The 24,018-nt window shown below is 42.0% G+C and carries 17 protein-coding genes and 2 pseudogenes; 7 read left to right on the plus strand and 12 right to left on the minus strand.

Annotation, left to right across the window (positions count from 1 at the left end):
- Positions 1–2,823, plus strand: a complete 2,823-nt coding sequence (locus tag RTN07_RS07265) for a PAS domain-containing hybrid sensor histidine kinase/response regulator (protein WP_312176991.1) — start codon at positions 1–3, stop codon at positions 2,821–2,823.
- A gap of 122 nt (positions 2,824–2,945) precedes the next feature.
- Here RTN07_RS07265 and RTN07_RS07270 read toward each other — a convergent pair whose 3' ends face one another.
- The 8 genes from RTN07_RS07270 to rpmH form a co-directional block, all read right to left on the minus strand.
- Positions 2,946–3,614: a riboflavin synthase gene (locus RTN07_RS07270; protein ID WP_065253941.1), complete on the minus strand. Its 669-nt coding sequence runs from the start codon at positions 3,612–3,614 to the stop codon at positions 2,946–2,948.
- 465 nt (positions 3,615–4,079) lie between these two features.
- The gene (gene ribD, locus RTN07_RS07275) at positions 4,080–5,159 is read right to left on the minus strand and encodes a bifunctional diaminohydroxyphosphoribosylaminopyrimidine deaminase/5-amino-6-(5-phosphoribosylamino)uracil reductase RibD (protein WP_312176993.1); all 1,080 of its coding nucleotides are present in this window, start codon (positions 5,157–5,159) and stop codon (positions 4,080–4,082) included.
- Positions 5,160–5,167: 8 nt separating this feature from the next.
- Positions 5,168–5,692 (minus strand): transcriptional regulator NrdR, encoded by a 525-nt coding sequence (gene nrdR / locus RTN07_RS07280; protein WP_007116619.1) that lies wholly within the window; start codon positions 5,690–5,692, stop codon positions 5,168–5,170.
- A 32-nt stretch (positions 5,693–5,724) separates the two neighbouring features.
- On the minus strand, positions 5,725–7,116 hold the full coding sequence (gene mnmE, locus RTN07_RS07285) for a tRNA uridine-5-carboxymethylaminomethyl(34) synthesis GTPase MnmE (RefSeq protein ID WP_312116074.1): 1,392 nt from the start codon (positions 7,114–7,116) through the stop codon (positions 5,725–5,727).
- Between the two features lie 152 nt (positions 7,117–7,268).
- Complete coding sequence (yidC, locus tag RTN07_RS07290; protein ID WP_312176994.1) at positions 7,269–8,960, minus strand: membrane protein insertase YidC; 1,692 nt, start codon at positions 8,958–8,960, stop codon at positions 7,269–7,271.
- A gap of 181 nt (positions 8,961–9,141) precedes the next feature.
- Positions 9,142–9,441, minus strand: coding sequence for a membrane protein insertion efficiency factor YidD (yidD, locus tag RTN07_RS07295; RefSeq protein ID WP_312176996.1), 300 nt, complete (start codon positions 9,439–9,441; stop codon positions 9,142–9,144).
- Between the two features lie 63 nt (positions 9,442–9,504).
- Positions 9,505–9,942, minus strand: a complete 438-nt coding sequence (gene rnpA, locus RTN07_RS07300) for a ribonuclease P protein component (protein ID WP_060994940.1) — start codon at positions 9,940–9,942, stop codon at positions 9,505–9,507.
- 224 nt (positions 9,943–10,166) lie between these two features.
- Positions 10,167–10,301: a 50S ribosomal protein L34 gene (gene rpmH, locus RTN07_RS07305; protein WP_050326012.1), complete on the minus strand. Its 135-nt coding sequence runs from the start codon at positions 10,299–10,301 to the stop codon at positions 10,167–10,169.
- A gap of 501 nt (positions 10,302–10,802) precedes the next feature.
- Between rpmH and dnaA the strand changes: the two genes are divergently transcribed.
- From dnaA to RTN07_RS07330, 5 genes are all read left to right on the plus strand, one after another.
- A complete protein-coding gene (dnaA, locus tag RTN07_RS07310; protein WP_312176999.1) occupies positions 10,803–12,143 on the plus strand; it encodes a chromosomal replication initiator protein DnaA in 1,341 nt (446 codons plus the stop codon).
- A 103-nt stretch (positions 12,144–12,246) separates the two neighbouring features.
- Positions 12,247–13,422 carry a DNA polymerase III subunit beta gene (gene dnaN / locus RTN07_RS07315; protein ID WP_312177002.1) on the plus strand — a complete coding sequence of 392 codons (1,176 nt, stop codon included), beginning with the start codon at positions 12,247–12,249 and terminating at the stop codon, positions 13,420–13,422.
- 52 nt (positions 13,423–13,474) lie between these two features.
- The gene (recF, locus tag RTN07_RS07320; protein WP_312177004.1) at positions 13,475–14,647 is read left to right on the plus strand and encodes a DNA replication/repair protein RecF; all 1,173 of its coding nucleotides are present in this window, start codon (positions 13,475–13,477) and stop codon (positions 14,645–14,647) included.
- Positions 14,648–14,908: 261 nt separating this feature from the next.
- Complete coding sequence (gene gyrB, locus RTN07_RS07325) at positions 14,909–17,401, plus strand: DNA topoisomerase (ATP-hydrolyzing) subunit B (protein ID WP_312177006.1); 2,493 nt, start codon at positions 14,909–14,911, stop codon at positions 17,399–17,401.
- 95 nt (positions 17,402–17,496) lie between these two features.
- Positions 17,497–18,087, plus strand: a complete 591-nt coding sequence (locus RTN07_RS07330; RefSeq protein ID WP_076776928.1) for a manganese efflux pump MntP — start codon at positions 17,497–17,499, stop codon at positions 18,085–18,087.
- Between the two features lie 538 nt (positions 18,088–18,625).
- Here the strand turns inward: RTN07_RS07330 and RTN07_RS10975 are convergent.
- A pseudogene (locus tag RTN07_RS10975) lies at positions 18,626–18,988 on the minus strand (glycine zipper domain-containing protein); the annotation flags it as partial.
- A gap of 66 nt (positions 18,989–19,054) precedes the next feature.
- Positions 19,055–19,519: pseudogene (locus RTN07_RS10980) on the minus strand (hypothetical protein); the annotation flags it as partial.
- A gap of 485 nt (positions 19,520–20,004) precedes the next feature.
- Here RTN07_RS10980 and guaA point away from each other — a divergent pair.
- Positions 20,005–21,588: a glutamine-hydrolyzing GMP synthase gene (gene guaA / locus RTN07_RS07345; protein WP_312177009.1), complete on the plus strand. Its 1,584-nt coding sequence runs from the start codon at positions 20,005–20,007 to the stop codon at positions 21,586–21,588.
- Between the two features lie 75 nt (positions 21,589–21,663).
- Here the strand turns inward: guaA and RTN07_RS07350 are convergent, their stop codons facing one another.
- Positions 21,664–22,188 carry a disulfide bond formation protein B gene (locus RTN07_RS07350; protein ID WP_282842228.1) on the minus strand — a complete coding sequence of 175 codons (525 nt, stop codon included), beginning with the start codon at positions 22,186–22,188 and terminating at the stop codon, positions 21,664–21,666.
- A gap of 134 nt (positions 22,189–22,322) precedes the next feature.
- Positions 22,323–23,888 carry a glutamate--cysteine ligase gene (gshA, locus tag RTN07_RS07355; protein ID WP_312177011.1) on the minus strand — a complete coding sequence of 522 codons (1,566 nt, stop codon included), beginning with the start codon at positions 23,886–23,888 and terminating at the stop codon, positions 22,323–22,325.
- Between the last annotated feature and the right edge of the window lie 130 nt (positions 23,889–24,018).

Genomic DNA, 24,018 nt, shown 5'->3' on the forward strand with positions numbered 1-24,018 from the left:
GTGTCAAACCAGTTTTCTCTCTACAATCGCCCAGCAGCTCGGCGACTCATCATAACCTTAGTGGCTATCGAGCTGATACTAATAGTGACAGGTTATGGACTGCTTTGGCTTTATGCGTTGCATCAGCAACAGCAGCTTGGTAAAAGCTACCTCATTGAACTGGTTGATAAACTCAATCATAAAATTACCCACGGTGAGCACGATTGGAGCCAAGTCACTTTAGATCACCATACGGTGATTAAAAATTATCAGTTGATTATCGTTGAGCCGACGGGTGCTACTACCGTTGTCAAAAACAACCATGACGATTTTTCTGTCCCCTTACCCAATTGGACGCTATCTAACAAACAAAGCAATAAAATGTTTTATGATATTCATGGCTTTGAAGTTTGGCAGAATCTGGCAGAGGGTTACCGCTTATACGTTAAAGTACAATATTTGCCACTTTGGCGTAATTTTGCCAACCCTATCTATTTGCTGCCGCTGCTATTGGGGTTTTGCCTATTTTTATATATGATGATTCAGCTGCGAAAAGTTTATGATGTTTGGGATAAATTTCTCGATAATGCCCAAAATTTGCAATTGCAAATTAGTCAAGGTTATCAGCCTGCCAAGCTTCATGAGTTTCGTGACCACCCTGAATTACGCTATTTATCTCAGCTGTTTAATCGCCATGCTTATAAGATGGGGCAATATTATGATAAGATTCGCGAGTTAACCTATCGACAAAATATTTTGATTGATACTTCACCAATTTTGCTATTTATCATGAGCAGAAATGGTCGGATTGTTTACTTTAATCATAAATTTTCACAAGTGTTTTATACCCCGTTTCAACCGGGGTCGATGTATATTCTCAGTGACTTTATCACCGGTGCCAATAAAACCACGCAGCAGTTACTAAATTCGCTCGAGAATATTCAGACTTATGCGACCTTACCCGTGACCAATCTACAGCGAAATCTGTATTTTGATTTACGCATTACCCCGTATTATAACCGTTTCGGTCAACTACAAGGTTATAGCTGTGGCTTACAAGATACCACCGATTATCACGATAAGCTGCAAAAAGCGTGGGTCGAGGATAAATTTACTACTGATAAACTAACCAATTTTAATAAAATGTGGGCGGTAGTGGGGCATGAATTGCGTACTCCACTCAGTGGTCTAGTCGGCATGATAGATCTACTTGCTGAAGATAAAGCACAGTTTAATAGCGAGCAACAAGAAACCATCGCCACGCTACAACAATCTAGCTATACTATGATTCAACTGCTCAATGATATGCTTGATGTGGCCAAATTAGACGCAGGCAGGCTACAAACCAATGTCACGTCTATTGATCTCTTGCAGTTACTACGCCAAACCACTGGACTGATGGTTGGTAATGCCCGACGTCAAAAAATTAGTCTGTATATTTTTGTGGACCCCTTTACCCCACGTTTTATTGATTGTGATGAAGGCAAATTACGGCAAATTATTTTAAACTTATTGACCAATGCGGTAAAATTTACCAAAGAGGGCTACGTGGCTATCACGGTTGATAAAACCGATAGCCGTCACCCATTAATCGCGGCTAAAACCAGCCAAAATACGACTGTCAGCAAAGATTGGTTAAAAATAACGGTAAAAGATACCGGTTTAGGTATTAGCGAAAAAGACCAACAAAAATTATTTTCCTACTTTGAACAAGCCAATGATTCCATTAGTCGGCAGTTTGGCGGTACAGGACTTGGTTTAGCTATTTCCAATAGTTTTTCACATTTATTGGGTGGCTTTATTCATTTAGAAAGTCAATTTGGTCAAGGCAGTGAATTCCAACTATTTTTACCGATTCCAAAGTTTAGTCTGCAACCTGTTTACCAACATAAAACCAGGAATTTAAGGGTAACACTCATTCTTATCTCGCCATTTTCTATCTTTGAGCGAGCAAATAAAGTTTTAAGTTATGTGGAATTATCGCACCATATCTTCACAACTATTGATGAAACCGTTATCAATACGATTAATAACCTTAATTTGCAAGGCTTGGTTCCTGTCTTTGTGATTGATGATGCAGCACTCAAAGCCAACAACCATTTATTAAATAATATTCATTTTTATAATGATGCGATTAAAATTATTTTAAGTATTGAATCACCTAAAACTCTGTCACCCGAGCTGCAATTACAATTTGATGGGTATTTGCAAAAACCTGCGTCTTTAAGCCTGTTGATTGCTGAGGTGAATCATCTATATGAGTTAAAAATCAAAAAAGAAAAAACCAATACCCATCTGCCCGTACAACTGGCCTTTAAGCAATTTTTGCAGCAGTACCCCAATCCCTCTAATTCTAGCGTTAACGTAGTATCCGCAACGCCCCCCGTTAATAACCCTAATCTGTTATTGGATGGACCAATTCAAGTGGTTGATGAGGGCCACACCAATCTTGAGAGCCCAAACGATGCGCATCCTTCTAGCCAAAAATTGATATTGATAGCAGAAGACAACCCGGTTAATCAAAAAATTGCCAAAAAGCATTTGGAAGCCTTGGGTTATCGCTATCTTGTAGCATCCGATGGCGAGCAAGTAGTTAAGTTACTCAGTGAAAATCGTCAGCAAATCGGCCTTGTGTTGATGGACTGTCGCATGCCAATTCTAGATGGTATTGAAGCGACGCGTATTATTCGCCTCAATAAAGATAGTGTGCCGATTGTTGCCTTAACCGCCAACGATTCTGATGATGATAGAAATATCTGTTTAGAAGCGGGGATGGACAGTTTTTTGACCAAACCTATCAACAAGCAAAAACTCATCGAAGCCATCAATCATTACATGGTCTGAGACAATAAAAAAGACCAGGTTAACTTGGTCTTTTTTTGTTTGAAGTAAAACGTTATTAAGGTCGAGTTTTAAAAGTAAATTGGTTGGTGGTTCTTTGTCCATCATTATAAAGCAGTTGCGCTCTATTTGCTAAACCCATTTTGTTGTAGAAAGCTTAAGGTAATGCCTTCATGATTAGAATTTGACATGTTGTCTGGTGTTGACACAAGAAGTTTTTCTAAATATCTGGCTACCACATCCACCTCGATGTTGACTTTTGTTGCCACTTTCCAATGCCTGCCTATATTGGTGACCTGCGCTGTATGCGGGATGATATTTAAACTAATCACATTACCTTCTACCAAATTACTGGTCAGGCTAATACCATCGACCGTTACAGAACCCTTGGTAGCGACATATTTGGTAAACTCGCTTGGAATCTCAATCTCTATGTAAATCGAGCGCGAATCATTTTTTATCAGTTTAACCGTACCCGTGGTATCAACATGACCGGTGACAATGTGCCCGCCAAATCGTGTGGTAGGCAACATGGCTTTTTCAAGGTTTACTACATCGCCAACTTGCCATTGTTGCATCGCTGTTTTATTGAGTGTTTCACGTGAAACATCAACGGCGTACCAGTCTTTACCTTGCTCTACAACAGTGAGACAAATCCCATTACTTGCTATCGAGTCACCCAATTTGACATCAGCAAAGTCTAAATAGTCAGATTGAATTTTTAAGCGCACATCACCTTGCGTCGGCGTAATGGCAACAATTTTTCCAGTCGCTTCAATAATACCTGTGAACATTGTTTATCCTATTTATTTATGATATCAATGCATTTTAATGTACTTTTACAACTATCACAAACATAAAATATTATTTAGAATAGTTAAATTATAATCAAAAATCAGCTGTAATTTAAATTGGGCATCAAGCGTTCAAAAAATTAAAATGATAGAGCTAGCTTTTGGTGGATAATTTAACCTCACAGACTACTTATGACCTTATTTATCTACTTATCCACTGGTCATAATTGTGATAGATTACGGGTGTTTTGTGCTATGTTTCATGTGAAACACCGCTTATAGTCTAGTAGTGCAGTAAAATATAGCTTTAATGACTGTTTCATGTGAAACACTTATCCACAAAGAAAATCTACTTTTAACGCTTTCATTAAATTTAGCTAACGATGTGGATAAGTTTTAAAAAGCAAACAATATAACAGTTTAACCAATTTTTTTAGCAAGATTTACCTAACCGATTGTGTGGATTTACTTATCAAAGCGATATATTAGTTTGATATCACTGCCAATTGTTTCATGTGAAACGAGTGAAGCGACCATTTGTTGGTGCATATGCTGTGCCGTAAAGTTAATCATGGGCTTAGCACTGCTACCCAAAATGCATGGCGCTTGATACACGACTAATTCATCTACCAGACCTTGTTGTAAGAAACTAGCAGCGACCGTTGCACCTGCTTCAACTAGCACATCGTTAATTTGGTAATTGTCTTTTAAAGTGTTGAGTAGTGTGGTTAAACTCATAGTTGAATCTTGGATAAGCAAGACGGGACGATGGGTGATTTGGCTTTGATACCATGCATCCGTCATTTGGATGCGTTGACGACGGTCAAGCACTACCAATAGCGGCTGTGGTATATCGTCTAAATTTGCCCCTAATTGCTGACTACGGATATTTAGCGCAGGATGGTCTTGCAGGATGGTTTCGCTACCCGTGATAATCGCCCCTGCTTGCGCTCGTAAACGCTGTACATCCTCGCGTGATTGGTCGCTGGTTATCCATTTTGACTCACCATTTGCCATCGCGGTGCGTCCATCCAGACTTGTCGCTATCTTTAAGCGCACAAAAGGCAAGCCGCCACGCATGACCTTAAAAAAGCCTTCATTTAATTGATAAGCCGCTTGCTCACAAATACCGGTAATGACTTCGATACCTGCCTGCTGCAGTTTGGCAATACCACCACCATCAACTTTAGGATTAGGATCGACAACAGCAATCACCACACGGCTAATACCCGCTTGGATTAGCGCATCAGCACAGGGCGGGGTACGTCCATGATGGCTACAAGGTTCAAGCGTGACATACGCTATTGCCCCTTGCAAATGCTTGGCATAACGCTCATACGCTTGGCGAAGGGCAAACACTTCGGCGTGGGGTTGTCCTGCTTGATAGTGAAAACCTTCGCCAATAATTTGATTATCTTTGACAATGACACAGCCCACACTAGGATTGGGACGGGTGGTGAAACGTCCTTTTTTAGCCAGCTCAATGGCGCGTGACATGTAGTATTGGTGCTGATAGCGCTCAGCGGATGATAAATTTGCCGTCATAATAAAACTTAGGATTGTAGATGTTTGAGCTTGTGTGGGTGAGTCAAATCTTCGATACGTTGATTGATTTCTTGTTTGTTGGTGTCCGTGGTGAGGTTTGACACCATGTGTTTAAACGCTTCAATATCTTGAAAATCACGATAGACGCTAGCAAATCGAACGTAGGCGACATCGTCAATTTGGCTCAGCTCTTTCATGACGATTTCACCTAAAATTTTACTTGGCACCTCACGCTCCCCGAGCTGTCTGAGCTGCTTTTCAATCCGGCTAATCATAGCTTCAATGTTGTCAGTCGATATTGGACGTTTTTGTAATGGTAGCTGCACTGAGCGACGCAGTTTTTGCCCATCATACGGCTCAATACGACCATTGGATTTGATGATACGAGGCATGACCGCTTCGATAATTTCAAAGGTGGTAAATCGCTCTTGGCACGCGGCACACTGACGACGACGTCGTACTTGCGCACCTTCTGCCGCGAGTCTTGAATCAATGACTTTGGTATCTTCAGCATTACAAAATGGACAGTGCATGCGATTTCCTAGCTAAGTTTAAAGCTTTTAATTTATTTGCCAATACAAAAACTGCCAAAAATCTTACCCAATAAATCATCGGCGGTAAATTCACCGGTGATTTCGTTGAGGCTAATCTGTGCTTGGCGTAGGCTTTCCGCCACCAATTCACCCGCATGAAACAAATGCAGTTGTTCATCGGCTTCTTGCAGCGCCATTTGGGTACGGCGCAGCGCATCAAGATGGCGGGTTCGTGCAATTAAGCTATTTTCAGGGGGGTGAAAACCGACTTTATCACAGATTTGATTGACCAATTCTTCAAGCCCTGTACCATATTTACAAGACACATAGACGGGGTGATAAATCTGCTCTTGTGATGAAAATTGCTTGGGCAAATTTTGGTGATTGTCGGATAAATCAATTTTGTTGGCAATCATTAATATCGAATTGGCATTGGGTAAGCTACCAAATAATTCCGTCGCCAATCGTAACGGCTCATGCTCACGGTGCGCATCATACACCATAAGCAGTAAATCAGCTTGGGTGATGGCTTGTCGTGCTCGCTCAATGCCCGCCTGTTCCACAATATCATCGGTGTGACGTAGCCCAGCGGTATCGGTCAAATTCAGCGTTAGACCATTTAACACAATGGTTTCTTGTAGGATATCACGGGTTGTCCCGGCAATATCGGTCACAATGGCACGCTCTTGCCCTGCTAAGCGATTGAGCAAGCTAGATTTTCCCGCATTGGGTCGCCCTGCAATCACAACTGAGACACCATCTCGCAGCAGCTGCCCTTGTTTGGCAGTGGCTAACACATTGTTTAATTGCTCACAAACTTGGCGTAATTGCTTGGCGATATGCTCATCTGCCAAAAAATCAACCCCTTCTTCATCGGGGAAATCAATAGCGGCTTCAACATACAGCCGTAGCTGAATTAACTGCTCAAGCAGCGCATTAATTTTTTGTGAAAACTCACCAGTCAACGAGCGCATGGCACTTTTTGCGGCAGCCACACTGGTGGCATCAATGGCATCAGCAATCGCTTCTGCTTGTACCAAATCAAGCTTATCATTATCAAAAGCCCGCGCCGAAAACTCGCCGGCTACCGCTTGATTTGCACCCAATTCAAATACACGGGTCAAAAGTTGCTGCTGCAAAATCATACCACCGTGACCTTGCAACTCAATCACATCTTCACCTGTAAAAGAATGGGGGGCAGGGAAATATAACACCAATCCCTCATCAATCACCGTATTATCACTATCATAAAATCGGCAAAAATGGGCAAATCGCGGTTTGAAAGCTTGACGACCTGTCAATGCCAAGGCAATTTGGTAACTGTTTGAACCTGATAGGCGTATCACACCAACCCCGCCACGACCCATTGGAGTTGCAATGGCGGCAATGGTTGAAGTAAGCGCTGTCTGAGAGTTATTTAACATAATTTTTTACAATCTAACATTTCGGGTAGTCAGCATTGACTTAATACTGATATTTTAACATCCACTCACTGATTACAACATGATTATTTTTTGCCAATAAAAAACCCTTTAAACAACGGTTTAAAGGGTGGATAACTTACTGATTGATGGATTTACACCACGTTACGTGCTGCCTCTTTTGCTGCTTGCTCACGCTCAACTTTTTTATTGATAAAGTATTGCTGCGCCATACTAAACAAGTTGTTGACCGTCCAATACAGCACTAGACCCGCTGGGAAGAATAGCATAAACACGGTGAAAATAATCGGCATAAATTTCATCACACGGGCTTGCATAGGATCTTGCGGCTGTGGGTTTAGCATCTGCTGGAAAAACATCGCCGCGCCCATAATGAGTGGCAAGATAAACAATGGATCCATGGATGATAAGTCACGAATCCAACCAATCCAAGGGGCATGGCGTAATTGGACCGATTCGACCAGTACCCAATACAACGCCAAGAAAATCGGCATTTGCAGCAATACAGGTAAACAACCTGCCATTGGGTTAACTTTTTCTTCTTTGTAGATGCGCATCATCTCTTGTGACATACGCATACGGTCATCACCATATTCTTCTTTTAGGGCTTGTAATCGTGGTGCCACTGCGCGCATTTTTGCCATCGAGTGATAGCTTTTATTGGCGATAGGCATTAACGCGATTTTTACCAATAAAGTGAGTGCAATAATTGACCAACCCCAGTTACCCAAGACTTTATGTACATTATCCAAAATCCAAAATAGGACTTTTGAAATCGGCCATAAGATACCGTAATCAACAGTTTTATCTAACCCCTCTGCCAAAGGTTTTAGGTTGGTTTGAATTTTTGGACCGGCATACAAGGCAGACGTTAATGTCACTTGCTTGTTGGGAGCAACTGACACAGGGTTACTAGTAAACCCGATGATGTGATCTTTGCCAGCTTCACGGCTATAAAAATTTGCTGTGTAATCCTTTGGCATCCAAGCGGTGACAAAATAATGCTGTACCATACCAATCCAGCCTTTATCACTGCTGGCTTTTAACCCATCATTGAAATTACCAAACTTGAGTTTGTTGTAAGGCTGATCTGGTGTGCCCCATGCGCCACCTAGGTAAGTCGATAGGCTAATTGCGCCTTTGTCACCTTTACCTGGATCTTCGCTATTATCACGTTTTAACTGCGCATACATTTGTCCTTGCCAAGGCTGCGTGCCGTTATTGGTGATGTTATAGCTAACGTTGATAGGATATTGACCTTTGGTAAACTTATACGATTTGATGATAGTTACACCATCTTTTTGATAAGTTAAAGGAACGACCAATTCGGCTTGATTGGGCTGCATGACAAATTGGTTACTAGGTGCGGTAAAAGTCGCACGACCATTGCTATTATCAATACCATTGGCGCCAATCAACCCTGACTGAGCCACATATACGCGATTACTATCTTCTTCAAGGAGTACAAATGGCTGTTTGCTATCTAATGTTTGAGTCTGCTCTCGAAGCGCGGCGTACACCACATCGCCACCGACTGGATTAATACGAATATCGTATTTATCCGTCATCACGCTAATGAGCTGTGCGCCCGTTTTCTGGGTAGTGGGAGCGGCGGTTGGTGTGGTTGCTGTTGCGGTTGGAACATCGCCCGTTGGCGTACTTGAAGTCCCCGCCACTGGCACATCATTGCTACTGACCGCTGTGGTTGTTGGGGTTATCGCCACGGGTTTATTTACATTGGTATAATCATCCCGCCATGCCAGAATCAGCAAATAACCCGTAATTAACATTGCGATAATAATCAATGTCCGTAAAATTTTTTGCATATATAGCTATCCTATCTAATGATATTGCTTGAAATCACTAGTTGCTAATAAAGGAAAAACAATTAAAAAATAGAAGACATTCTACTAAAAAAAAGTTAAAAAAGATATTCCATAAATAGTTGACTCAATTACGCTATTTAAGACTCGCAACAAGTTTTTATAATTTCATCAACCCAATAAATTAATGATAGTGATAAGCATATACCAAAAAGTAAGACGGCAATGTGTCAATATAATGATAGTGGTAGCGATATAACGGCTTAGGGACAAAATCAATGCCATGCCCACCCCAAGGATGACAACGTGCGATACGCTTGGCTGTTAATAATCCCCCTCGATACCCGCCATGTAATCTTATCGCCTCTAGACCATAACTAGAACACGTTGGATAAAAGCGGCAACGAGGTGCCAACCAGGGACTAATCAAACGCTGATAAAATATAATCATCAACAGCAAAAATTTTGCTAATAATTTATCCATGGATTAAACCCAGATTTTTTATTACCTTCATTGGAGTAAAGATATTACGAACTGCCGCTAAAATTAATTCCGCTTCAACTTTCCAATCTTATCATTGATTAAGTTAAAGCCCATCGCTAATTGCTGGACAATTGCTTGATTTTGCATATCATCGGAAAACTGCTTGATAGTTAATAAAATATCAACTTGAGCATTTAGCTGGTGCTGATGCAACCGAAAATACTCTCGCGTTAATCGCTTAATACGATTTCTTTCATGGGCACGTTTGACTTTCTTTTTAGTAATCGCAAGACCCAACCGATTTACTGCAGCTTGTCTTTGGCTATCAGCTAAAACCACTTTGACGAATAACAACAGATTAGGTTGATGAATTTTAAAAACGACAACATGCTGTGACTGATCTTCACCAGTTTTGGTATGACGACCCGACATCGCTTTAAAATCTTTGGGCGTTAGCAGCCGCTGTGATTTATCAAATTTAAAAGGTTTGTCTGCAGTCATGAGGATAAGTCCAAATCAATACCAAAGCACCATTAAAAGCTATCAAGATTTGATGGATAGGGTAAAAACAGGCTGAAATAATAGAGTAGAGGAGTACGCTAAGCGTAGGTTACGAACGGACTTCGGGTATAACAATAAAAAAAGCGATATAAGAAGTATATCGCTTTTTACTATAACCTGTTTTAATGTCAACATTATCATTAAATCAAGTTAAGAAACAGACATTACACCGTTAAACGATGACGGCCTTTAGCGCGACGACGAGCTAAAACTTGACGGCCATTCTTAGTAGCCATACGAGCACGGAAACCGTGAGTACGTTTACGTTTGATTACGCTTGGTTGGAAAGTGCGTTTCATGCGATTCACCTTGGCTAAATTTACATGATATTTAACCGATAGCGGTTAAAATACAAAATTTCAAAACAGTTAATCTAGTATTATCCTTAATTTTAACCAATAGGTCAAGGATAACTAAGATTATTGGTTAATTTCTTTCTTTAAATCCCAGACACAATCAATTATTTTATTTATTTAAAATAACATTTTTGTATAACAAATACCATTCAACAAAAGTTATCCACAAAAAATTATTTTATTATTATATATTCAATAAGTATTATTTATTATTATTAAGCAGGTCTATTTCTGTGGATATTTAACTAAAAATCATAAAAAAACAAATATTTGCCATGTTGATAAGTATGTATATAAACCGTTGATAGCTTGTTAGTAATTTCCTGTTTTTACTTATCAACAATTATATCCACATTGTTATCCACAATAATTTTATTTGTAAAATCGCTGTTTTATGATACATTACACCAATTTTGAAGATGCTTGGATTAGGAAAGCAAAGTTATGGCTGATGCATTATGGCTTAAGTGCGTTGACGAATTAAAATATCAAGTACCTGATAATATTTTTACCATGTGGATTCGCCCATTATCCGCCTCGATGCATAATAACACGATGGTTGTCAATGTACCTAACCAGTACTTTGCCAGTTATGTTGAAAAAAATCATTTAAGTCAAATTCAAACGATTTTACAACAGCTTGAGCCAACCTTACCGATTCAGGTGCAAATTCAAATTGATAAGGGTAACGCAATCACTGACGCTATTAGCACACAAGGGCTTGGTGAGCAAAAAGTGACGCTGGTAAAAAATGAGCAGCAACGCTCTTTTCAGTATATCGATCCGCATTTTACGTTTGACCAATTTGTAACCGCAAAATCCAATCAAATCGCTTATAGTATTTGCCGAGAGACTGCCAACAATTTGGGTCAATCAAAAAATAATCCGCTGTTTATTTATGGCGCGACAGGTTTGGGAAAAACCCATTTGATGCAAGCAATTGCCCATGAGATTTTAAAGCAAGGCAAAAGTTTTTATTACTTTACTTCCGATAAGTTTGTCAACCAGCTGGTGCATTCATTAAGAACACAAAAAATCGATGAGTTCAAAGATAAAATTAAAAAAGCCGATTTGTTGATTATTGATGATATTCATGTGATTGCCGGCAAGCAAAAAAGTAGCGAGCAGTTTTTGCTATTGCTCAATGACTTTATGAGCAAAAATAAACAGGTGATTTTGGCATCCGATAAACACCCGAGTGCACTGACTGATTTTGACGAGCGTTTAAAGTCACGTCTAGCTTGGGGGGTGGCCGTGGCGTTAGAGCCGCCAGAGCTAGAAACCCGTATTCAAATTTTGCAAAAAAAATCCAAGGCGCAAGAGGTGATTTTGCCAAAAGAGTGCGCTATTTTTATCGCTCAGCATATCATCGCCAATGTGCGAGAATTGGAAGGGGCGCTGAACAAAGTTCTAGCTATTTCTCGTCTGCTTAATCAGCCTATCCATCTAGAGCTGGTACAAATGGCGTTAAAAGATTTGATTGCCATGCGTGTACAAGCGGTCAGCATGGATAATATTCGTAAAGTTGTTGCTGAGTTTTATGATATCTCAGTCAAAGACTTAATGGGTAAAAAGCGTTTACGTCATATCGCTCGTCCGCGGCAAGTGGCTATGAGTTTAGCACGTGAACTAACCAACAACAGCTTTACAGAAATTGGTCAATCATTTGGCGGTCGCGACCATACCACGGTGATGCACGCCTGTGAGAAAGTTCAAGAACTTTGTGTCAGCGATCTGATGTTTGATAAGGATTATCGCTCATTAAAATTAATGTTACAGACCTAGTATTTTGTTAACTCGATTAAAAAGATTTTTAGTTAATTACCCCGTATAATAGATTGTAATTTTTCCATTTGTTAAACCATTCATTTTGATTTGAGGCGGTGCCATGCAATTAGTAATCTCTCGCGATTTGTTACTACAAGCGATTAATTTAATTTCAAAAGCCGCTGACAAACGCCATAACATGGTGATTTTGGGAAATATGAAATTGGCGTTAACCGACTCTCAATTGGTGATGGTAGCGTCAGATTTGGAGCTTGAATTACAAGCCACCCTTAATTTGCCAGCATCGGCGTGCAAACAACCAGGTGAAATCACCGTTCCTGCCAACAAATTCAAAGATATCGTAAAATTATTGCCCGACGGTTTACCGGTCTCTATCACTGTCGCTAACGACAATCAGTGTTTAATTGTCTGCGGTAGTAGTCGTTTTAAACTCAGCACTTTGCCTGCCCAAGACTTTCCCCTATTGGGTGAGCCCGAGCAAGTCACGCCTATCCAATTGGGCCGTGAAGACCTAGTCGATTTGCTCGATAAAACGCATTTTGCGATGGCAGTGCAAGACGTGCGTTATTATCTCACCGGTATGCTGTTTGAAGTCAAAGAGCGGCAATTGGCGACGGTATCAACCGATGGCCACCGCTTGGCATTGGCACGTACGGTGATCGAGTGTGATGAGAGCGTGGCACTTGATGCAATTTTACCAAGAAAAGCTGTACTTGAATTACAACGTTTGTTAGCAGAGCTTAAACGCATGCTACCGAATCAAGATAATAAAATCACCCTCAATGTCGGCCGTGAATTTTTACAAGTCTTACTACCCTTTGGTGAAGTCGATAGTACAGGACAGCTAAAAAATGCCATCATGGTGGCTTTTACCGCACGCCTGATTGATGGTAAGTTTCCCGATTATCGCCGCGTCATGCCGTCGTCAACCAACAAACTTGCCCGTATCAGCCAAGAGCAGCTGGCGAATGTGCTTCGCCGCGTGGCTATTTTGAGTAACGAAAAATCGCGTGGCGTGATTTTTGATTTTTCAGGTGATAACAATTTGATGGTACGTGCTAGCAATGCTGAGCAAGATGAAGCCAGCGAGCAGCTTGAGGTTAAGTATCAAGGTGAGCCATTAGAGATATCATTCAACGTGGCTTATTTGCTAGATGTGCTGAATGTACTGCAAGGCGAAATTGACTTTAATATGAGCCAAGCCAATGCTTCGGTATTGGTTCAACAAGTCAACGACAGCAAACACGAGTTTGTGGTTATGCCAATGCGTATTTAGTCAGCGGGCATATTTTTTTCAATCCAGTGATGAGTAGTTAAGTAGATAAATCATGCAAATTATTGAATTAGCTATTCATCATTTTCGCAATCTTCACAAGATAGAATTACAACCTACCAGTTGTAATGTGTTCTTGGGTCAAAATGGCAGCGGAAAAACATCGCTGTTAGAAAGCATCTATTTATTATCGCGCGGCAAAAGTTTTCGCCATCATCAATCGAGGCATTATATTGAGCATGGTTTTAGCGATACGACGGTTTTTGCTAGGCTCAATGATGATCAAACAGTCGCTATTGCCAAATCCCAAGACGCTACCACGCAATTGCGACTCAATGGGCAGTCGCTTGTCACCCAAAGCCCACTTGCGCAGCTGCTACCCACACTATTACTCGAGCCTGTGAGCCTTGCCCAACTAGAAGACGGTAGTCAAGCAAGGCGTGAAATGTTAGATTGGTTAGGGTTTCACGTGGAACCATCGTTTCATTCCAATTGGCTGTCTTATCAGCGTCTATTAAAACAGCGCAATAGCTTATTAAAGCAAAATTTTGGTAATGCCTCATTGACTAGCCTGCAACAGCAAGAGCTATCCGCTTGGGATTACCAGCTCAGTCAACATGCGGAAAAAATTCACCAAGCAAGGGCCGACATCATTGAACAATGGCAGCCCCATTTTTTGGCGCAAGTGCAAAAATTTTTACCCCATTATGCTGAAAAATTACGATTGCGTTATACACCGGGGTTTGATACTGAAGCTGGCTTAGCAACGACCTTAGCCAATCGTTTAGCGTCTGACATTGAGCTTGGCTATACACGTATGGGATGTCATCGGGCTGATATCAATGTCGTGCTAGATTTAGTGCATACTGATGCAGCAGGGCATAAACACAAGCAAACATTGCTTGCCACCGATATGCTGTCACGGGGTGAAAAAAAATTATTGGTCATGGCGCTTCGCTTATCGCAGTTGCCGTTACTCAATCAGGTCGATAAAGTACCTTTGGTATTGGTAGACGATATCACAGCAGAATTGGACAATGACGCGCTTATGCTGTTATTAACTGGCTTAAAACAAGTGAATTCGCAGCTGTTTATCACTAGTCTCACCCAAGATATCGTCGAGAATATTCAGAAGATTTGGCACGATAATATAAAACTGTTTCACGTGGAACAGGGAAGCGTTAGACAATTACCGCTTGAAACACAACCTATTCAAAATGACCTATAAAAACCAATAATATTTTTAGGTGACTAACGTTAGATGATTAAGTATTTTTTCAAACTGATGTAACTTAAACTCTCTCTTTTTAGCTGAGCTAAATCACTATTTTACCTCTCATAAGCAGGGATATTCAGTGACTTTTCCCCTAAAATTTGCTACAATAAACCCTTTATTTTTCGCCAAAAAACTAAGAAAAAAATCAACGATTTTGACCATAAAATCGAGTATGTTCTGACGTTTTTGCCATGCAAAACTTATGGAGTCATCATGACTGATACATCTGCGAATGTAGCCGATCAGACACAACCCCTTACTACCCAATCAAGTCAACAAGAAAGTAAAGCCTATGGTTCTGACAGTATCCGCGTACTTCGTGGCTTAGAAGCCGTGCGTGTACGCCCTGGTATGTACATTGGCGATACCGACGATGGCACAGGTTTGCATCATATGGTGTTTGAAGTGGTGGATAACGCCATTGATGAAGCCTTGGCGGGTCACTGTGATCAAATTGACATCATCATCCACGAAGATGAATCGGTCAGCGTCAAAGACAATGGACGCGGTATTCCTGTCGATATTCACCCAGAAGAAGGGGTGTCAGCCGCGCAGGTTATCATGACAGTACTGCATGCGGGCGGTAAATTTGACGACAACAGTTATAAAGTCTCAGGTGGTTTGCACGGTGTTGGTGTGTCAGTGGTTAATGCGTTATCAAAAAAACTGGTGCTCGATATCTGGCGTGATGGCTACCACTATAGCCAAACGTATGCTGATGGTGAGCCTGTAGCGCCTATCGAGCAGCTTGAAGCCACCCATCAAACAGGCACACAAGTGCGCTTTTATCCAAGCGATGATATTTTTACAGGCACGATTTTTGATTTTGAAATTCTCGCCAAGCGCTTACGCGAATTGTCGTTTTTAAACTCGGGTGTACGCATCGTATTGACGGATGAGCGCGATGACAAACGCCATGAGTTTGAACATGTTGGCGGTCTATCTGAATTCGTTCATTACATCAATGCGGGCAAAACTGGGCTAAATGAGGTGTTTCATTTTACCAGTGAAGAAAATGATGGTATCAGTGTCGAAGTGGCATTGCAATGGACAGATAGCTACAACGAAAAAGTATTATGCTTCACCAACAATATCCCGCAAAAAGATGGCGGTACCCATCTTTCTGGTTTTCGTTCGGCATTAACGCGCTGCCTAAATAGCTATATGGATAGCGAAAACTTGATGAAAAAAGAAAAAGTTGCGGTAACAGGTGACGATGCGCGTGAAGGTCTAACCGCGATTATTTCTGTCAAAGTACCTGACCCAAAATTCTCAAGCCAAACCAAAGACAAACTGGTATCGAGTGAAGTTAAACCAGCGGTTGAATCAGCCATGCACGATAAGTTTAGCGCTTACTTGCTTGAAAATCCCAATGCTGCCAAAGGGATTGCTGGTAAAATCATCGATGCCGCCCGTGCGCGAGAAGCTGCGCGTAAAGCTCGTGAAATGACTCGCCGTAAAACCACCCTGGATATCGCAGGTCTGCCAGGCAAACTTGCTGATTGCCAAGAAAAAGACCCTGCGATGTCAGAGCTGTACATTGTGGAAGGGGACTCGGCAGGGGGTTCTGCCAAACAAGGGCGTAACCGTAAGATGCAGGCGATTTTACCACTGAAAGGTAAAATTCTAAACGTAGAACGTGCGCGTTTTGATAAGATGCTATCGTCGCAAGAAGTGGGTACCTTGATTACCGCATTGGGTACAGGCATCGGGCCTGATGAGTACAATCCTGATAAATTACGCTATCACAAAATTATCATCATGACCGATGCGGACGTGGATGGTTCACATATTCGCACCTTGCTCCTGACGTTCTTTTTCCGTCAAACCCCAGAGCTATTAGAACGTGGTCATATTTATATTGCGCAGCCACCCCTGTATAAAGTGAAAAAAGGCCGCCAAGAATTGTATGTTAAAGATGATGAAGCGTTAAAGGCCTATTTGTTGTCGTCAACCATTGACGATACCCAGTTGCATTTGAGTGAAGGTACGCCTGCGGTCACAGGGCAAGCGCTAGAAACCTTGCTCAATGATTATAACCAAACTCAGACCATCAAAAACCGTTTGCAAATCAAATATCCAAGCGCCGTATTGGATGCGTTGGCAATCACCAGCAAGCTTAGCATACCGATGATTGAAGATGAAGCGCAAATGCGAAATTGGGTAGAAGCGTTAGCGCAGAATTTAGCAGTGACGGCAGACGGATTAGACCCACAAATTGAATTAGAGTCCTTTAGCAAACAAGAAGGCGATCATCAAAAAACCTATTATCTACCGCGCGTGACGATTTTTATCCATCAGTTGCCACACGCATACTTGTTAGATACCGCATTTATTGGTTCAGGTGAGTATAGCCGTTTGCATCGCTTGACCAGCCAGTGGAAAGACATGTTGTCAGATACCGCTTATATCGCTAAAGGTGATAAAAAACTGCCGATCAAAGACATGGGTTATCTATGGCAATTTATCATGAGTGATGCGCGCCGTGGTTTAGCGATTCAGCGTTATAAAGGGTTGGGCGAGATGAACGCTGATCAATTATGGGAAACCACGATGGATCCAGAAAATCGCCATATGCTAAAAGTCACCATTGAAGATGCGATTGCTGCTGATCATTTGTTCTCGTGTCTGATGGGGGATGATGTAGAACCGCGTCGTGCCTTTATTGAGGAGAATGCGTTAACAGTGACCAACTTGGATATTTAACCCAATTTTAGGGTCGTGTTTTAATACAATGGAAACCACCTTATGTTGTAATAAGGTGGTTTTATTTCAGCTTGAATTTTTAGAAGAGATATCACATGATTGCCTTATTACTGCTAGCGATAGCCTTATCGATGGATGCCTTTGCTGTAGCGATTGGACTCGGTGCCAAACACCGCCAAGATACGACCAAAATTGCGGTTATGGCAGGCGTATATTTTGGCGTCTTTCAAGGTTTGATGCCTTTGATTGGTTATCTCGGTGGACGTTCAATCTTAGGATTTATCGCAAATTGGGCGCCTTGGATCGCGTGCATTATTTTGGTGGGGCTTGGTGGAAAAATGCTGTATGAAGCCTTAGCTGGTGATGATAAAGATGCCACATCACAAGACTCCACACCGCACAATATTGCTTTAGATATCGCCAATGATCCCAATGTTGTCATTACGCATAAAACCATGACTACTTTAGCGATTGCAACCAGTATTGATGCAATGGCAGCGGGATTTACCTTAAATTTAATCCCAGTCAACCCTTATGTATCCTGTGCGGTAATTGCCGTGGTAACAGGTATTTTTAGCTTTATCGGCGTATTTATGGGCAAGCAATCTGGCACGTGGCTTGAGAGTAAGGCTGAAATTTTTGGTGGGTTAGTGTTAATCGGTATTGGCATCAAAATGGTAATTTAATAAACTGGCTTTTTTGGCTTTGAATTTAATTTGTTAAATAAAAAAAGACTTTCAAATCAATGAAAGTCTTTTTTTATTGTTAAGCTTAATCCATGGATTAACGCTCAATACGATACCATGCATCACGGGCTGCTAGGCGAGCTTGGTCCCAAGTCAAACGAGAACTACCTTTGAATTGTTCCCAATCATTGCGTAAGTCATTTTCAACACTTTCAAACTCATTAGCGGTATTAAAATGATGACGGGCACGGTAACCATAATCATACGCTGAGCGATAGTCGGTATCGTAATCATAGCCTTGGCTATAGTAAGTCGTGGTATTGTAGTTATTGCGCCAGTAGGTATCTTCTTCCGTATTACCTTCAAGCGTATTTGCTACGGCATTACCTGTGGCTGCACCTGCTACGGCACCAATTGCACCACCCACCACTGAACCTACGGGACCACCTACCGCACCAATCGCTGCGCCTGTAGCGGCACCGGCTGCCATACCTGTACCACTGGCAACAGGGTTAGCTTCTTTACGCTGTTCACCTGCTTCAGTTGGATTGACTGCTTCACCGACTTCATGACCTGCTGCCCCCCCAGCTACAGCGCCAATCGCGCCACCCACTAAGGTACCGACAGGACCCGCTACTGAACCAACGGCTGCACCGGCTGCGGCGCCACCTAGTGCCCCAGAACCACTGGCAACTGGGTGAGGTTTTTCGTAAGCATCTTCAGCGGTGGTAGGATTGACTGCTTCACCGACTTCATGACCTGCCGCGCTACCTGCTACCGCGCCGATAGCGCCACCCACTAAGGTACCAACAGGACCGGCTACTGAACCAACGGCTGCACCTGCTGCGGCACCACCTAATGCACCTGTACCAGTAGCAACAGGATGGCCTTTTTCTTCACCTTCTGCATAGCCATCCACCGTACGAAGACGTGGTGAATATTCCTGACCAGAAATGCGCGCGTCTGTTCTATCCCAACCATCACGAATGGCTTCTTTGGCATCTTCCCATGCAAGACGCGAATTACCTTTTACTTCATGCCAGCTACGTTCAAGGTCTGATTCAACACTGTCAAACGTTGTACCGGCTGGGTATTTTGCACGATTGGCATAACCGACGGCATAAGCTGGTTGATAGTCAGTGGTATAATCATAACCATCTTTATAGTAGGTTGTTTGTGAATAGGTATCGTTCCAATAAGTATCTTCAATAGTTGGGTCAATCGCTTCACCTGCAGCGTGACCTGCAGCACCACCCGCGATAGCACCAATTGCGCCCCCGATTAACATACCTAATGGACCACCAATAGCACCAATAGCTGCACCCGCAGCTGCACCACCCATACCGCCTACTGCAGTACCGATTGGATGTGAGCCTGGTTCACCAGTGATAGGGTCGCGGTTTAAGTCTGAATTATTAATATTATCTACCATGATTGTATCCTCATTTGAAGTTTTTTTATCCAAGCCATACTAGTATTTAGAAAAAATTTTTAATACGGCTGTTATTTTTATTGTCGAAAAACGATTAAACGTGACGTTAAATTAAAATCAATTAAAATCAATTTTTCGTAAAACCGTTTCCGGTTATTACTGTTTCATAATAATAAATTTTTGCGTCTACTCTGTAGCAGTATGAGCAATTTTTTCGTAGAGTTTGGTAAACCTAAAGCCTCTTAGATGAGGTTTGTGTAACAAAGATAATCAATTGGTGAAAGGGATACAAAAAAAACGCAATTAATGACCGTTTATCATAGAAATTTTTTAAGAAAAATTTTTACTTAAAACATTCATATAGCTATTCTTCACCCTATAAAAATCAGCAAATAAAGCCGTTAATTGGTACAATACCCATGAATTTTTGAAACCTTTTAGCATCGGTTCAGTTAAGCTATTTACCTAAATTTAAAGAGGCTTGTATGTCAACATCCAACAACTCAATCAAACAAGACCGTATCTTGGTATTGGATTATGGTTCACAGTACAGTCAACTAATTGCGCGCCGCGTGCGTGAAGCAGGGGTATTTTGTGAAATCTACCCATACGATATCGACGCACAGCGCATTCACGACTTTGGTGCAAAAGGGGTTATTTTATCGGGCGGTCCAGAGAGCGTGTATGCAGAAAATAGCCCAAAAATTAATGACGCCGTATTTGATATCAATGTGCCTGTATTAGGCATTTGCTATGGTATGCAGGCGATGGCAGATCGGTTTGGTGGCAAAATTGAAGCCAGTAGTCACCAAGAGTTTGGCGCTGCTATCATTGAAAAAACCGCTCAAGATAGCTTCTTTAAAGGCATTGAAGATGAGCCCAACAAATTACACGTTTGGATGAGTCATGGCGATAAAGTCGTTGAGTTACCTGCAGGCTTTGAAGTGACTGCCAGAACCCCAAGCTGCCCAATTGCTGCGATGGCAAATGAAAGCAAACATTATTATGGGGTGCAGTTTCATCCAGAAGTGACCCATACGCTGCAAGGTGAAGCATTGATTAGCCGATTTGTACATCAAATCTGTGGCTGTGCCAATGCCTGGACACCAGATAACATCATTGAAATGCGTGTGGCGCAATTAAAAGAACAAATTGGCGATGAGCAAGTATTGTTGGGACTTTCGGGCGGCGTTGATAGCTCGGTGGTAGCCGCACTACTTCACAAAGCGATTGGCGAGCAGCTAACCTGTGTGTTTGTTGATAATGGTTTGTTACGGCTCCATGAAGGTGACCAAGTGATGCAAATCTTTGCTGAAAACATGGGCGTTAAAGTCATTCGCGTGGATGCTGAAGAACGCTTTTTGACCGCATTAGCCGGTGTTAGCGATCCAGAAGCCAAACGTAAAATCATTGGCAAAACCTTTATCGATGTGTTTGCAGATACCGCACGTGAACTGTCGGCTGAGGGCAAAGGCATTCAATTCTTGGCACAAGGGACCATTTATCCCGATGTCATTGAATCGGCAAAAAGTCACCAAGGCAAAGCGCATGTGATCAAGTCGCACCACAATGTTGGTGGCTTGCCAGACGATTTGCAGTTCAAACTCATTGAACCCTTACGTGATTTGTTTAAAGATGAAGTGCGTAAGCTCGGCGTGACATTAGGTCTACCTGAAAAAATGATTTATCGTCATCCTTTCCCAGGTCCAGGTCTAGGCGTGCGTATCTTGGGTGAAGTGAAAAAAGAATATGCCGATATTTTGCGTAAAGCCGATGCCATCTTTATGCAAGAATTGGAAAAATCTGGTTGGTATGATAAAACCGCACAAGCGTTTGCCGTGTTCCAACCGGTAAAATCAGTGGGCGTGGTCGGTGATGGTCGCCGCTATGCGTGGGTGATTGCGTTACGAGCGGTTGAAACCATCGACTTTATGACAGCACGTTTTGCCCATTTACCGTATGATTTGATTGAAACCGTGTCTAATCGCATCATGAATGAAATCAAAGAAGTATCACGTGTGACCTACGATATCTCAAGTAAGCCACCAGCGACTATTGAGTGGGAATAAAGCGACTAAAAAAGCTCATAAAAAAAGGCGATTAATTATCGCCTTTTTTATGGGTTTAACCCACGATCGATAGCGTTATCGAGTATTGCTTTGACGTATCGCCAAAATAATCATTACCAATAAAATGCTAAAAAACCCCAAGGATAATTCTGGGATACTAAAGCCTAAAAACGTCCAGTCAATCACCGCGCACTCGCCAGAACCTTTAAACACTTCTTTCAACACTTGGGCAATCGGTAAGGTATCCATCCAATAGTCTAACCCAGGACCACAAGAGGGGACTTGGTCAGGTGGCAGATGTTGAATCCAGACATGGCGAATCGCCACAGCAATTGACCACAAAATGCCGAGCAGCGCGCCAGACATCAACAAAATCTTTGCCCAAACTTGTTTTGGATTGAGCAAAAAGGCGATGAATGCAAAAATCCCCATCACAATCAAACCCACTCGCTGAAAGATACACAGCGGACACGGGTCTAATTTTACCACCCCTTGCAAATAAAAATAGGCGAAACTCATGCCAATAATGCTGGCTAACGTCAATAGTCCTGCCAGTCCCCGATAACTTAACAAGCTGTGGGTCAATGAAGCATCACGCATAAAAAAACCATCAAACAATTTAGTGAAAAAGAATAAGCCAAACCATAGCGCTTAGAATTTTAGAAATTTAACCCTACAACATAATCAGTCCAACGATACCTGCTAACTGGCACCTGATAACTAGCACCTACTAATTAGCGAAATTGACCTACATATGCATAAAAATCTTGTGTGTCATTCTGCTCAATATCGGCTTGCTCACGCACAGAATCTTTGGCAAGCTGCTCAAAGTAAGTCATTTGCTCAGGGACCAATCCTTGATGTCTTAAGCGATTGGCATGCATTTGCGCCAGTGACTTACCAAACTGCCAGCTACTATCAAAGCGTTTGGTATCGGCTAACACTTGCGCTGATAGGGTATTGTCGGGATTTTGCGCTTTTGCCATCATTGATTGCCACGCGTTGCGGTAATCATTGCTACCATAGGTGACATCCATGAGTTCTGATAGCTTACGCATATCTAGCAAATGCTGTACTAGCCAGTCTTTAAATGCGACTTGCCCGGCCATTGTATCAATCATTAAGTTTGGCTCGCGCCCTTGATTGACAATTTTTTCTTGGTTTTGAGCAAGTAGGGCATCTTCATTGGGCAATAAGTCAGGACTATCTAGCAATAGACAGTACAATGCCAAAATTTCCATAAAACAGGCGGTATTTAGGCTGATACCGATTTCGCTATACGGATCTAAGTCAATCGCTCGGAGTTCCACATAAGCGATACCGCGCTTGGCCAAGGCATCACTGGGGTTTTCACCAGGTTGGGTGATTTGTTTGGGTCGAATCGGGCTGTAGTACTCGTTTTCAATCTGTAAAATATGGTCATTGATTTGAATGGGATAGCCATTGTCATCATCGAGTCCCAACGCGGTAAAATTAGCATGCGGCGTGTGGATGGCATTACGCAAACCTGCGACATATTCATCGAGACTGTTGTAGCGGATGTCTAAATCATCTTGTACGCTATTTTGGTAACCCAGTTTGCTCATACGCAGAGAGGTAGCGTTGGGTAAATAGTAAGTTGATGCGTTTATTGGCTGTAGCGGATGCTCGCGACCCTTTAAAAAACACGCGCACACGGCAGGACTTGCACCAACCAAGTACAGTACCATACCACTTAGACGTTTGAAGTTACGAATCAAACCCAAGTATTTTTCATTTTTAAATTCAGTTAATGGCTGGGTATCACCTAACTGCTGTTGCCAAGCGGTGAATAAATTATCACCAAATGATAAATTATAATGCAATCCTGCAATGGTCTGCATACGGCGACCATAGCGGATGCCTAGACCGTGACGATATAAGGTTTTTAGTCTACCTGAGTTTGAGGTGCCATAGTCGGCCAGCAAAATATCTTCATCGCCCGAAATCATACAAGGCATCGACATCGACCAAAACAGCTCATCATCGGTCAAAGCATTTTGTACCACAATATGCAAATCACGCAGCATATCAAGCGCTTCTTTCACCGTGGGTTTTGGCTCAGTAATTAGCTCTAACAAGCTTTCGGCATAGTCAGTAGTAATAAAAGGGTGAGTGAGTTTTGAGCCGAGCTTGGCAGGGTGTGGGGTAGTGGCAATATATCCCTCAGGGCTCATACGTAAGCCTTCTTTTTCAATACCCCGAAGCATGCCATGAATGTTTTCAGCGGTCAGCCAAGTAGGTAGCTGCAAAGGAGTACAAGTTTGAGGCGCTTGAGTCATAGTTATCCTAATAGTATTTTTAATTGTGTGAAATTATGCCACCAAATTTAGGCAAACACTATCAAAATATCGTGATGACGAAATTACCAATTGCGATATTCGCCAAACGTAAAAAACCCACAGTAATAAT

Source organism: Moraxella sp. CTOTU46934, assembly GCF_031979465.1.
GTDB lineage: Bacteria > Pseudomonadota > Gammaproteobacteria > Pseudomonadales > Moraxellaceae > Faucicola > Faucicola tetraodonis.